Origin of the sequence: Enterobacter cloacae complex sp. P6RS, assembly GCF_014982245.1 — a bacterium.
GTDB classification, from domain to species: domain Bacteria; phylum Pseudomonadota; class Gammaproteobacteria; order Enterobacterales; family Enterobacteriaceae; genus Enterobacter; species Enterobacter bugandensis.
In genome coordinates this window covers 392,177-405,206 of sequence record NZ_JADCLB010000020.1, presented here as the reverse complement: position 1 = coordinate 405,206, position 13,030 = coordinate 392,177, and the positions used below count along the sequence as shown (strand labels likewise).

At 58.6% G+C, this 13,030-nt stretch carries 11 protein-coding genes; 5 read left to right on the top strand and 6 right to left on the bottom strand.

Features of this window, described 5'->3' with window-relative positions; genetic code table 11:
• The first annotated feature begins 109 nt into the window (after positions 1-109).
• Positions 110-1,321: an MFS transporter gene (locus INF73_RS15680; protein ID WP_193541494.1), complete on the top strand. Its 1,212-nt coding sequence runs from the start codon at positions 110-112 to the stop codon at positions 1,319-1,321.
• On the opposite strand, the gene mtfA is transcribed toward INF73_RS15680, so the two are convergent.
• Positions 1,318-2,115 carry a DgsA anti-repressor MtfA gene (gene mtfA / locus INF73_RS15675; protein ID WP_045260370.1) on the bottom strand — a complete coding sequence of 266 codons (798 nt, stop codon included), beginning with the start codon at positions 2,113-2,115 and terminating at the stop codon, positions 1,318-1,320. The genes INF73_RS15680 and mtfA overlap by 4 nt on opposite strands.
• A gap of 189 nt (positions 2,116-2,304) precedes the next feature.
• Between mtfA and INF73_RS15670 the strand changes: the two genes are divergently transcribed.
• The 3 genes from INF73_RS15670 (at position 2,305) to INF73_RS15660 (ending at position 4,967) form a co-directional block, all read left to right on the top strand.
• Complete coding sequence (locus INF73_RS15670) at positions 2,305-2,451, top strand: DUF2256 domain-containing protein (RefSeq protein ID WP_193541492.1); 147 nt, start codon at positions 2,305-2,307, stop codon at positions 2,449-2,451.
• Positions 2,448-3,977 carry a cryptochrome/photolyase family protein gene (locus INF73_RS15665; RefSeq protein ID WP_193541490.1) on the top strand — a complete coding sequence of 510 codons (1,530 nt, stop codon included), beginning with the start codon at positions 2,448-2,450 and terminating at the stop codon, positions 3,975-3,977. Before INF73_RS15670 ends, INF73_RS15665 begins: the two co-directional genes overlap by 4 nt.
• Before the next feature lie 90 nt (positions 3,978-4,067).
• Complete coding sequence (locus tag INF73_RS15660) at positions 4,068-4,967, top strand: LysR family transcriptional regulator (RefSeq protein WP_193541488.1); 900 nt, start codon at positions 4,068-4,070, stop codon at positions 4,965-4,967.
• Here the strand turns inward: INF73_RS15660 and INF73_RS15655 are convergent.
• The 3 genes from INF73_RS15655 to INF73_RS15645 all read right to left on the bottom strand — a co-directional run bounded on the left by INF73_RS15655 (position 4,942) and on the right by INF73_RS15645 (position 8,619).
• Positions 4,942-5,730 (bottom strand): substrate-binding domain-containing protein, encoded by a 789-nt coding sequence (locus INF73_RS15655; protein WP_193541485.1) that lies wholly within the window; start codon positions 5,728-5,730, stop codon positions 4,942-4,944. The two genes, INF73_RS15660 and INF73_RS15655, sit on opposite strands and share 26 nt — an antisense overlap.
• Complete coding sequence (locus INF73_RS15650; protein WP_028013725.1) at positions 5,727-7,040, bottom strand: MFS transporter; 1,314 nt, start codon at positions 7,038-7,040, stop codon at positions 5,727-5,729. The genes INF73_RS15655 and INF73_RS15650 overlap by 4 nt, the downstream gene beginning before the upstream one ends.
• A gap of 280 nt (positions 7,041-7,320) precedes the next feature.
• Entirely contained in the window at positions 7,321-8,619 is a 1,299-nt protein-coding gene (locus INF73_RS15645; protein WP_193541484.1) for a serine hydrolase, read from the bottom strand.
• A 106-nt stretch (positions 8,620-8,725) separates the two neighbouring features.
• Between INF73_RS15645 and INF73_RS15640 the strand changes: the two genes are divergently transcribed.
• Positions 8,726-9,619 (top strand): LysR family transcriptional regulator, encoded by an 894-nt coding sequence (locus tag INF73_RS15640; protein WP_193541482.1) that lies wholly within the window; start codon positions 8,726-8,728, stop codon positions 9,617-9,619.
• Here the strand turns inward: INF73_RS15640 and fumA are convergent.
• Positions 9,608-11,257, bottom strand: coding sequence for a class I fumarate hydratase FumA (gene fumA, locus INF73_RS15635; protein ID WP_193541480.1), 1,650 nt, complete (start codon positions 11,255-11,257; stop codon positions 9,608-9,610). The two genes, INF73_RS15640 and fumA, sit on opposite strands and share 12 nt — an antisense overlap.
• 53 nt (positions 11,258-11,310) lie before the next feature.
• Complete coding sequence (locus INF73_RS15630; protein ID WP_023325580.1) at positions 11,311-12,819, bottom strand: anion permease; 1,509 nt, start codon at positions 12,817-12,819, stop codon at positions 11,311-11,313.
• Positions 12,820-13,030 lie beyond the last annotated feature (211 nt).

The following is a 13,030-nucleotide window of genomic DNA, read 5'->3' as shown; positions in this document are numbered from 1 at the left end:
ATTCTCGTTATGATATTCATTCTGTTTACAGTGGCAACTATTTTTGCAATATTTGTTTTCATTAACTTCATAATTTCCACACATTTATTGACACTATGTTCACATTCTCATGCGCGCTGATTCTGAAACGTTGACCGAAAATATCACCTCCAAAGCCAACTGGCCCCTGGCGCTCTGCGCGGGCCTGCTGGGCATTGGGCAAAACGGTTTGCTGGTCATGCTTCCGCAGCTGGTGACCCTGACCGGGCTTTCACTCTCGGTCTGGGCCGGGCTGCTGATGTTCGGCTCAATGCTTTTTTTACCCGCGTCCCCCTGGTGGGGACGCCAGAGCGAGCGCCGCGGCTGTAAGGTCGTTATGGTGGCCTCCCTCAGCGGCTATCTCGCCAGCTTTGGCGTCATGGCGCTGGTGGTCTGGGCGATGGCGGCAGGGAGGCTGGAAAGCACCTGGGGGCTGTCGGGGCTGATCCTCTCGCGTCTGCTGTATGGCCTGACGGTGTCGGGCATGGTGCCTGCCGCGCAGACGTGGGCCATTCAGCGTGCGGGCCTGGATAAACGCATGGCGGCGCTGGCAACCATCAGTTCCGGCCTCAGCTGCGGCCGCCTGCTGGGGCCTCCGCTGGCGGCGCTGATGCTCAGCGTTAACCCGGTCGCGCCGCTCTGGCTGATGGCGATCGCGCCGTTAATCGCTCTGCTGCTGGTGCTGCGGGAGGTGGCGGATCCGCCGCTGCCGCCGGTGGCACACCAGGCGACCCGTCTGCAGATGTCCATGCTGCCGTTCCTGCTGCTGGCGATGCTGCTGGCGGCGCTGGTGAGCCTGATGCAGCTCGGCCTGTCACCGCACCTCAGCCCCTTGCTTGACGGCAACGCCCGGGATATCAGCCATCATGTTGCGCTCCTGCTGAGCCTGGCCGCGCTGGCTACGCTCGCGGCGCAGTTCCTGGTGGTTCGTCCGCAGCATTTCAGCCCGCTGACCCTGCTTTGCATGGCGGCGGTGCTGATGGTGGCTGGGCTGGCGCTAATGTGTATCGCCGAACTGGCGCTATTCTACGTGGGGATTGCTATCACTTCGCTCGGCGCGGCAATGGCAACGCCGGGCTATCAGCTGCTGCTGAACGATCGCCTGACCACGGGGAAGGGGGCGGGCGCTATTGCGACCAGCCACACGCTGGGCTATGGCGTCAGCGCGCTGCTGGTGCCCGTTGTGACGCGCTTTTTCGGCGAACAGTATTTAACGACGGCGGCCTTTGGCGTGGCGGCGCTGTTTTTAGCGCTGAGCATCGGGGTACGGTTAACCGAGCGTACCCCTGTCGAAAAAAATTAATGGACGTGGTGGGATGAAGGGCCGCCAGCGCCCTCATTTTGCCGCAGGCGCTGGAGCGGATCCTGCTGATAAAACTGGCTGAAACGCTGCCACAGCGCCGGGAAACGGGGCGCGAAGAGTTCGGGGGCGCTGAAGAAGTACTCCGAGAGCACTGCAAAGCACTCGGCGGGGTCAGTTGCCGCATAGGCATCAATGCTGGCCGCGCTTTCGCCCACCAGATCGATCTCATCCTGGATGTTATCCATTGCCGCATGCAGGTCGTGCTCCCATCCTGCGACTTCACGTAGCGGAATAAAAGGCACGCCGCTGGCGCGATCCCCGTTGCGGGTATCAAGCTTATGCGCCACCTCGTGAATAATCAGATTAAAGCCCGAGGCGTCGAACGAGTCCTGAATGTCGAGCCAGTTGAGGATAATTGGCCCCTGCTGCCAGCTTTGTCCGGACTGCACCACCCGCTGGTTGTGTACCAGCCCGATATCATCCTCCCACTCGTCATCGACGACGAACGGTGCAGGATAAATCAGCACTTCATGAAAACCGTCCAGCCACTCAATGCCGAGCTCCAGCACCGGCAGGCAGAAAAGCAGGGCGATGCGGGCGTTTTTCAGCGGATCAAGCTCGAACCCCTGCAGCGGCACCAGACGTTTTTGCTGCAAAAAACGATCCGCCATCTGAACCAGCTTCGATTGTTCATCCGGCTTAAGATTCGCCAGAACAGGGATCGCCAGCGCGTCATCCCACGGCAGCGCCATATCCCGGCCAGCCTCATTCGTTTTCCAGGGCCACTTAATCATCGCTTTGCTCGCAAACTCGTCACTTGAACACAAAGGGGAACGTTATCATTGCAACACTTATAGCCCGAATAAACTATCATTTCGTACGTAGCGGTGGGTAGCGCTTTGCAGGCATCACCTTCATTTTGTGACGTCTGTCGTAGCCTTTATCCGCAGGTGGGGTGAATAAATCAGTACGGTATTGAAAAGATGAGCGATTTCAAAGGCAACAAGCAGGACCTGCCCAGTCGGCTGTGCGTGCACTGCCAGCGGCCGATGACGTGGCGCAAAAAATGGGCGAAATGCTGGGATGAGGTCAAATACTGTTCCGAGCGTTGCCGCAGGAGCCAGCGTTGACCGAGCTGCGTCTGATCCTGGGCGATCAGCTTAATCCGCATCACAGCTGGTTTGACACCCGCAACCCAAACGTCATTTACGTGATGCTGGAGCTGCGGGCGGAAACCGCATACGTGCTGCATCATGCCCAGAAAGTTATCGCTATCTTCGCCGCCATGCGGGCGTTTGCCTCAGCGTTGAAAGAGAAGGGGCATCGGGTAAGGTATGTCCGGCTCTCTGACGGTTCAAACCGCGGCGCGCTGGAAGAGAATCTCAACGCGCTTGTTACGCATTACAGCGCCGACAGGGTATTGTGGCAGGAGCCCGACGAATGGCGTCTTGATGTGCAGCTGCAGGCGTGGGCGAAAACAGTGTCCGTTGAAACAGCCTGCGTCAGCAGCGAGCATTTTTTCACCCCCCGCGACGCGGTAAGCGTGTTTTTTGCGTCGCGTAAAAGCTGGCGAATGGAATACTTTTATCGGGAAATGCGCCGTCGGCACGGGATTCTCTTGACCTTTGAAGGCGAGCCGGAAGGGGGGAAATGGAATTATGATGCTGAAAACCGCAGGCGCTGGTCCGGCGAGCCGCCCGCACCGGGTGACTCGCGCCCCCGCCACGATCGTTCAGCCTTGTGGGCAGAGATCCAACGCTGCGGCGTAAAGACCTTCGGCGAACCGCAGGCCGACAATTTTCGCTGGCCGCTCAACCGTTCGGAAGCCAAAGCCAGTCTGGATGCGTTTATTTCTCACGTGCTCCCGCAGTTTGGAAACTGGCAGGATGCGATGCACGCGGAGGAACCTTTTCTTTTTCATTCGTTAATTTCTTTTGCGCTGAATACCAAAATGCTTAATCCCCGGGAAGTGGTGGCCGCCGCCCAGCAGGCATGGCGTTCTGGCCACGCGCCGCTGCCTGCCGTTGAAGGGTTTATCCGACAAATTCTCGGCTGGCGGGAGTACGTGCGCGGGATCTACTGGTCGCAAATGCCGGGCTATCGCGAGCTGAATGCCCTGGAGCAGCACGCTCCGCTGCCGGACTGGTTCTGGACGGGGAGAACGCAGATGCGCTGCCTGGCGCATGCCGTTGGGCAATCGCTTACCGAGGCTTACGCCCACCATATCCAGCGCCTGATGGTGATCGGGAACTTTAGTCTGCTCAGCGGTCTGTCGCCGCAGGCGGTCCATGAGTGGTATCTGGGGGTCTATATTGATGCGTTTGAATGGGTGGAGCTGCCCAATACTCTCGGCATGAGCCAGTTTGGCGATGGCGGGTTACTGGCCAGTAAGCCCTATGTCTCAAGCGCATCCTACATTCATAAGATGAGTAATTACTGTCAGGGATGTCGGTACCAGCACAACCAGCGCACCGGAGAGCTGGCGTGCCCGTTCAATGCCCTCTACTGGGATTTCTTTGCGCGCAACCGGGCGCGCCTCGGTAACAATCCCCGCCTGGGCATTGTCTATAAACAGCTTGCGGATATGAAGGAAGAGGAACGGCGGGCGATTGCTGACCAGGCCGGGCGCATTCGCCTCAATCTCAACGACCTCTGACCTATTTCAACACCGCGCCGGTTGCGGAAGGTCAATAAGACGCTATTATTTTTGACTTTGTTGCTTTCCCTGCCAGGACATCCAGACGCTATGCCCGTGAATTTCGACCTTAACGATCTCTATGCCTTCAGGGCGTTAGTGGAATACGGTAACTTCCGTGTCGCCGCTGAATCAATCTGCATATCCCAGTCGGCGCTGAGCCGCAGGATCGAAAAGCTGGAAGCCGCGCTGGGAACCAGGCTGTTTGACCGAACCACCCGCCGCGTCGCCCTGACGTTATACGGGCAAAACTTTGCTGAGCGCTCCGCGCAGCTGCTCGACAGCGTTGAGTCAATGCTGGCGGATGTCGATAAGGCCAGTGAAGAGCGGACGGGGCTGATTACGGTCGCCGCGGTACCTTCCGCCGCCTGTTACTTTATGCCTGATGTGATCCGTCGCTTTCAGTCTCGCTTTCCGCGCGTTCGCATTAAGCTCATCGACAGCAGCGCGGGGAATGTGATTGACGCCGTGGCCCGCAGCCAGGCGGATTTTGGCATCTGCTTTGCAGGAAACCTGCCGTCTGAAATCGAATTTTTCCCGCTGGTGGAGGATGTCTACGTTGCGGCGTGCAGAAAGGATCACCCTCTGGCGCAGAAGAGTCACCTGACGTGGCAGGCGTTTTACCAGCAAGACTATATCTCCCTCGATAAAACGTCAGGCAACCGCAACCTGCTCGATCGGATGCTGGGGGAGATCGTTCCCGAGCGCCCCAGCGTCTGCGAAACGCGCCACGTCACCACGATGCTCGGTATGGTAGAGGCGGGGATCGGCATTGCCGCCGTTCCCGCCATGTCAATGCCGACCTCAGAGCACACGCCGCTGACGCACCTGCCGCTCGTGGCGCCGGAAGTGAAACGCACCGTTGGGCTTATCCGGCGCCGGGGGCGCATCCAGTCTTATATCGCGGCTGAACTGGAAAAAGAGATCACCGAGCGGTATCGCCGGACGTAACGGGGATCATCCCCGTCTTCTCGATGACGGCGCGTGAGGGCGGTGAGGCGAGATAGGTCAGCAGCGCTTTACCCTCGTCAGGATGTTCAGCGTGACGGGTGACCGCGCCCGCGAAGCGCGTGATGTACTGCAGATTATCCGGGATTTTACCGATAAAAGTGACGCCCTGAACCGGCAGTAGCTCGCTCACCTGCTGGAAGCCCACGGCGTATTTCCCTTTTGCCACTTCTGAAGCAACCGGAATGCGTTCGACCATCGTTGCTTTAGCCGCCGCCTCCTTTTCAATCCCCAGCTTTTTGAACAACGTCTGGCTGACATATCTGCCGCTGGCGCTGTCTGAGTAGGCGATGGAGCTGGCCTGAAGCAGCGCTTTACGTAGCGTCGCCTCGCTGCTGATATCAGGGACATCCGCCCCTTTTTTCACCACCATTCCGACGGGGGAGTCCGCAAGTTCCGTTCGCGAACCCGGCTGGGTCTGGCTGGTTTTTTCGAGCTTCGCCAGCGCATCGCCCACCATAATCACCACGTCGGCTTTCTCGCCGCGCGCGAGCCGGTTTGGGATCGCCTGCGGCGTAGCGCCCATTGACGGACCGGGAATAATCACGATGGTATCGCCAGTCTGGCGTTCATATTCCGGTGCCAGCTTTTCAAGGGCGGCTTTGAAACCGCCTGAAATCATCACTTTCACCTCCTGAGCGCAGGCATTGGCGCTCAGGAACGTCAGCATCAGCGCGGTGGCGGCATAACGAGAAGTGCGAGTCATGCGGCCCCCTGCGACTTAACGGTGTTTTGCACCGAAACCGCGCGACGACGGTAGAGGTAGAGGGTTGCCAGCAGGGCACACACCGCGGCGAAGCTCATCCAGTAGCCCGGCGAGGCTTTGTCACCAGTGTATTCAATCAGCGCGGTGGACATCACCGGGGTAAAGCCGCCGAAGATCGCCGTTGCGAGGCTGTAAGCCAGAGAGAACCCTGCCACGCGGACTTCAGCGGGCATAATTTCCGTCAGCGCCGGGATCATCGCCCCGTTATACAGCCCGTACAGGAAGGAGAGCCACAGCAGGACGCTCAGCATCATGGAGAAGCTTGGCGCATCAGCCAGCAGCGTCAGGGCCGGATAGCTGCTGGCCAGCGCCAGCAGGGTCATGGCAATCAGCACCGGTTTACGCCCGAAGCGGTCCGACAGCGCGCCGCCCACCGGCAGCCAGATGAAATTAGAGATCGCAACCAGCAGCGTGACCAGCAAGCTGTCCGAGGCGCTCAGCATCAGCACTTTTTTGCCGAAGGTTGGCGCGTAGACGGTGATCAGGTAGAACGCGGTGGTGGTCATCGCCACCATCAGCATGCCCGCGACCACCACCTGCCAGTTGCCAAGCAGCGTTTTAAAGACCTGACGCATCTCCAGATGATGGCGGCGCGCGCTGAACTCTTCCGTCTCCTCCAGCTTGCGGCGCAGGAAAAAGATAAACGGCACGATTAAACAGCCGAACAGGAACGGGATGCGCCAGCCCCATTCACGAATTGCGCTCTCTTCCATCAGCGCGTTCAGGGCAAAACCCATCGCCGCGGCGACCATAATGGCAACCTGCTGACTGCCGGACTGCCAGCTGGTATAGAACCCTTTGCGGCCCGGCGTGGCGATTTCAGCGAGATAGACCGAGACGCCTCCAAGCTCCGCACCGGCGGAAAAGCCCTGCAGCAGACGGCCCGTCAGTACCAGCAACGGTGCCCAAAGCCCGATGCTTTGATAGGACGGGATCAGCACGATCAGGAAGGTGCCTGCCGCCATGATGGAAAGCGTCACGATCAGCCCTTTGCGGCGACCCACCTTGTCAATATAAGCCCCCAGCACAATGGCCCCGACTGGACGCATCAAGAAGCCCGCGCCGAAGACGGCAAAGGTCATCATCAGCGACGCAAATTCACTGCTCGCCGGGAAGAACGTGTGGGCGATGTAGGTGGCGTAGAAGCCGAAAAGAAAGAAATCGAATTGCTCAAGAAAGTTGCCGGACGTCACGCGAAGTATCGCGCCCGCCTTAGAGCGTACGGTTGCAGGTGAGGTTGAGGAAAACATGGTTATCTCCAGTTTATTGTTGACGTTTTACGCGTCTGTTTCTGAAAACTGGATCAGGATGAGGAATTAGATAAGCGCAAATGCCGCATCGACTGATGCATTTCTTGCATGAATATAATCCGGCGAATAAATACAATTAATGGCAACAATAACTTAACAAAATATTGGCTTTTTATTCACCAACATTCTGTAAGTCTCTGATATTGCGATTTTGTGATGTAGCGCAGAGGCGCGTTTTAGAATGAGCCGGGTAACCGCGTCGTTACCCGGCGGAGGCCATTTAGCGCAGCGCCCTGGCAATCGCGCTAAACATCAGAGAGGCTTCCAGCGGCTGGGCGCTGAAGGACGGTTCCGCCTGCGGCCAGATAGACCACTGGACGATGACCAGATTTTCCTTCGGGTTCACCATAATCATCTGCCCGAAAATGCCCAGCGCCCAGAGTGAACCTTTCAGCGAATCCTGGGCCGTCGGCTCTACGCCCGTGGCGTTGGCGGGCACTTCGTTGTTCCACCACTGATAGCCGTACAGCCCCTCGGGATGGGCGTCTGAGACCGAGCCTTTGGCCTTCGTCCAGTCTGACGACTGCTGGATCCAGTTTTCCGGCAGGATGGTCTTACCGTTCGGCAGCGTACCGTTGTTCAGGATAAATTGCCCGAAGCGTCCCCAGTCCTCCAGCGTGGCGTTAAAGCCGTGCGCGCCAACGTCGTGCTGGCCTTTGCTGTAGGCATGCCACACGCCGTCGCTCGCCATGCCGTAAGGCTGCCAGATGCTTTTCTCCAGATAGGCCGCCAGCGTCATGCCGGTGGCCCGCTCCAGCACGTCACCCAGCAGCCAGGCGCCGCCCGAAGAGTAAGACCAGGTCTCTCCGGCCGGGTGCGCCCTGCGTAACCCCTTCACCAGCTTGCGCACGCAGTCATAGGTACCCGGCTTCGCCTCGCACTCGGTGAGCTGCGCGAAGTCGGATTTAGGGTTGGTGTAATCCTCGTTCCACGCCACGCCGGAGGTATGGGTGATAAGCTGCTTAAGCGTCACGCCGTCCCACGCGGTGCCTTTCAGGTCGGGTTCATACCGCGTGACCAGGTCGTCGAGCGAGTGAATTTTTCCCTCTTTGAGGGCCACGCCCACCAGCGCCGATACCACCGATTTCCCAACCGAGCGCGAGGTCCAGAGCGTGGAGTCGGTATTGCCCTCTCCAAGGTACTTCCAGGCGATTTTGCCGTCCTTCAGCACCAGCATGCCGCTTACGTTCTGGCGTTTAAGGTACTCCTGAAGGCCGTAGCGCCTGCCGTTGACCTGATACCATGCGTCAGTGAGCGGCTTATCCGACATTTCCAGCGCCACGGCGCTACCGTGGCGGAAAACATCCCCGGCGTAGTTGCGGTAGTCATTGCGAAAGCCCACCACGCGGTCAGCCTGACTCCAGGTGAGCATCTTATGGGTGTCCGGCAGCGCGGCGTCAAAGGGGGCAGGGCAGGCGCTAAGGTCGGTGCCTTTGCAGGCGGCCACTGCCGCAGGGGAGAGCAGGGCGCTGAAGACAAGTCCCGCCAGCAGGGCATGGTTTACTTTTCTGTTTTTCATATCCGTCTCTTTCAGGTTAAGAACGGCTTCAGTTTAAAAACCCGGGGGCTATAATAAAAAACGCGTAGTGGGGGAAAATCCCCCTATAAAACAGAGGGAGCGTAGCGTGGCGGGACTGATTTACTCTTTTGCACAGCTCGAGGCATTTACCGCCGTGGCCGAGAACGGGGGCCTGAGTAAAGCCGCGGTGGCGCTGAAGAAGGACCGCACGACGCTTCGCGATCTGGTTGATTTTCTTGAGGATGGCTTGGGCTACGCGCTGTTTATTCGCGACGGCCGCACCCTGCGGCTCACGCCCGAAGGGGAACAGCTTCAGCGCCAGGCGCACCTGCTGATGCGGCAGGTAAAAGCCTTTGAGGCGTTTGCCAGAGAGGTGCCGCACGGTGCCACGCAGGACCTGACGCTGGCCTACGATCCTTTTACGCCCAGAGCCTTTCTGCACGGGGTGATTGCTGAAATGGCCGCGCGAAACATCCGGCTGAGCCTTATCTGCACCTCTCGGGATGAATCGGAACGGCTGCTGGCGAACACCGACGCGGATCTGGCCATCTGCCAGGCGCGCAACCGCAGCGTGGGCAATGACATGGAGTGGCGCGCCCTCGGCGCCATTGATATGGATTTTTATGCCGCCCGCGGGCTGTTTGCGGACAGTGCTTCCCCACTGTCGCTGCTCGATCTCTCCCTGGTGCCCCAGGTCGTCATGCACCCCGCCTCGGACGAGCCGGTGGCGCGCCGCCTGCAGATCTCCGGGCATACCCTCTTTACCAACGAACCGGAGATGCTGCGCGGTCTGCTGGAGCGCGGCTGCGGCTGGGGATTCTTACCGACGCATTTTCATGCCGGTCAGTGGCAAAACGTAAAAAGGCTGCACACCGAAGTGGGCAGCCAGGGGATTGGTCAGACGATGGTCACCATCTGGAAGCCGGGGAGCGACAAGCGCAGCACGATCGCTGAAACGCTGTCGCTCCTGCCGGACGTATGGAAGCACTCAGCGCTGTGAACAGCCTTTGCACTGCTTGTTCTGGATCTGCTGGAAGAAGTCGTTGCCTTTATCATCCACCAGAATAAACGCCGGGAAGTTCTCCACCTCAATTTTCCAGATCGCCTCCATACCCAGCTCAGGATAGGCCACACACTCCAGGCTCTTGATGCTGTTTTGCGCCAGCACCGCCGCCGGGCCGCCAATGCTGCCCAGGTAGAAGCCGCCGTGCTTATGACAGGCGTCGGTTACCTGCTGGCTGCGGTTGCCTTTTGCCAGCATGATCATGCTCGCGCCGTGGGATTGCAGCAGGTCTACATACGAGTCCATGCGCCCCGCCGTGGTCGGGCCGAGTGAGCCAGACGCGTAGCCTTCCGGGGTTTTTGCCGGACCCGCATAGTAAATCGGATGATCTTTGACGTACTGCGGCAGCGCTTCGCCGTTATCCAGCAGCTCTTTAAGCTTCGCGTGGGCAATGTCGCGCGCCACGATAATGGTGCCGTTCAGCGACAGGCGGGTAGAGACCGGGTGCGCGGAAAGCTGCGCCAGGATCTCGTTCATCGGCTTGTTCAGGTTGATGCTCACCACGTTGCCTTCGCCCTGCTGGCGCAGGGATTCAGGAATATACTGACCCGGGTTGTGCTCAAGCTTCTCAATCCAGATCCCGTCGCGGTTGATCTTCGCCTTGATGTTGCGGTCGGCGGAGCAGGAGACCCCCATGCCGATTGGGCAGGAGGCACCGTGGCGTGGCAGGCGGATCACGCGGATATCGTGGGCGAAGTATTTCCCGCCGAACTGCGCGCCGAGGCCGAGGTTCTGTGCTTCCTGGAGCAGTTCCTGTTCGAGCTGAACGTCGCGGAACGCCTGGCCGTGCTCGTTGCCTTCGGTTGGCAGCGCGTCGTAGTAGCGGGTGGAGGCGAGCTTCACGGTTTTCAGCGTGGCTTCCGCTGAGGTGCCGCCGATAACAAACGCGATATGGTACGGCGGGCAGGCTGCGGTCCCCAGGGTACGCATCTTCTCAACCAGGTAGTTTTTCAGCTTCGCCGGGGTAATCAGCGCTTTGGTTTCCTGGTAGAGATAGGTTTTGTTGGCAGAGCCGCCGCCCTTCGCCATGCACAGGAATTTATACTCGTCACCGTCGACGCTGTAGAGGTCAATCTGTGCGGGCAGGTTGGTGCCGGTATTCACCTCTTTATACATATCCAGCGCCGCATTCTGCGAGTAGCGCAGGTTGTCTTCAATATAGGTGTTATACACGCCCTGGCTCAGGGCCGCTTCGTCACCGCCCCCGGTCCAGACGCGCTGGCCTTTCTTACCCATAATGATTGCCGTGCCGGTATCCTGGCAGGTTGGCAGCACGCCTTTCGCCGCAATTTCCGAGTTGCGCAGGAACTGCAGGGCCACGTACTTATCGTTCTCGCTGGCTTCCGGGTCGTTAAGAATGGCGGCAACCTGCTTCTGGTGGGAAGGACGCAGCATAAATGCGGCGTCGTGGAAGGCCTGCTGCGCCAGCAGGGTCAGGGCTTCGGGCTCCACCTTCAGCACTTCCTGGCCGTCGAATTCGGCAATGGAGACATGCTCGTTGGTCAGCAGGTAGTATTCGGTGTCGTCATGCGAAAGAGGGAAGGGGTTCTGATAAAAAAACGGTTTATTCGACATAGTATTGCTCCACAAAAATAAAACCGCCGGAGGAGAAGTCCGGCGGTCAGGAATCAGAACATCATGGACATCCACGGGTAGCCAATCAGCAGCAGGGCCGCCAGGAAGATGGCACCGAAGATGGTGCCGAGGCGCCAGTAGTCTTTGGTTGGCAGGTAGCCGCTACCGTAGTAAATCGGGCTTGGGCCAGTGCCGTACGGGGTGATAATCCCCATGACGCCCAGCGAGGTCACCATCAGCAGAACGAACACTTCCATATTCATGCCCGGAATGGTGGAGGCGATGGTCAGCATCGCTGGCAGCAGCGCCGTGGTGTGCGCGGTGGTGCTGGCAAACAGGTAGTGCAGCAGGTAGAACGCCAGCAGCAGGACGATGGTCGCCACGCCCGGAGAGATACCGCTCATCAGCAGGCCGCCTTCTTTACCTAACCAGCTGATAAAGCCGGTAGAGGAGAGGCCATCCGCCAGCGCCACCAGGGTGGCGAACCAGACGAAGGTGTTCCACGCCGCTTTGTTGCCGGTGATATCGTTCCACTCCAGCACGCCGGTCCACAGCATCAGGCCGACGATGAGCAGGGCCGCCATCGCGGGTTCAATCCACGCGGCGGCGAAGATCCACATCAGCAGCGCGCAACATACGAACACCAGCAGCAGGATTTCATTGCGGGACAGTTTGCCCAGTTTTTCCAGTTCACGGGTCGCCCACAGCGGCACTTCGTTGTTCACCTTCACTTCTGGCGGGTAGAACCAGTAGGCCAGCAGCGGCATGGTCAGAATCAGCAGGATGCCCAGCGGCAGGAAGGCGAGGAACCAGGTCCCCCAGGAAATGTCGATCCCAACCGTACTTTTCACCAGCGCCAGGGCCAGCAGGTTTGGCGCGAGGGCGGAGAGGAACATTGAGCTGGTGATACAGGCCGCGGTGATCGCCACCCACATCAGGTACGAACCAATCTTACGCGCGCTAGGGTCGTTCGGTTTTGAACCGTACAGCGGCGGCAGGTTAGCGATGATCGGGTAGATGGTCCCGCCGCTGCGCGCGGTGTTGGACGGGGTGAACGGTGCCAGCAGCAGGTCAGCAAACGTAATCGCGTAACCGAGCGTCAGGCTGCGGCGGCCAAGGTACTTCACCAGAATCAGCGCCAGACGGCGGCCGAAGCGGGTTTTGTCATAGCCTGCGGCGAACATAAAGGCACCGAAAATCAGCCAGACGGTGGAGTTACCAAACCCGCTCACCGCCCATTTAAAGGAGGCGCCCGCCAGCTTAAATTTCGGGTCAGCCAGCTGTTCAGGGCTGAACAGCACCCACTGGCTGCACAGGGCAATGGCGACCACGCCGGTCAGACCGATCACCGCGCCCGGCAGGGGTTCGAAGATAAGACCGACGATCACGCCGACGAAGATGGCGAAGTAGTGCCACGCGTAAGGCGGCAGCCCTTCAGGAACGGGAACAAACAGCAGCAGTACGGCGACGATGACGGGCAGTGCCATCATCAGCAGACGTTTTGCGTTTCCATTTGATGCCTGGTTCGCCACAGGGGGCGTTACAGCAGTTTTTGTATTCATAGTTTCACGTCTTAAGTTGTCAAAAATTCGGTCGCACTGAAAAGTCAAAATTGCTTTCTTAAGTTTCTTTGCTTTTTTTAGTTATTAAAGGTGCGTTTTTGTATTTTCAGTAATAGCGATTTAACGCTTTTTTGTGTGCGTTAAATTAAAAAATGATGATGTTTTTTATATTGCGCTTTTAAATGCCATGACTATTGATCGAGATCAAAAA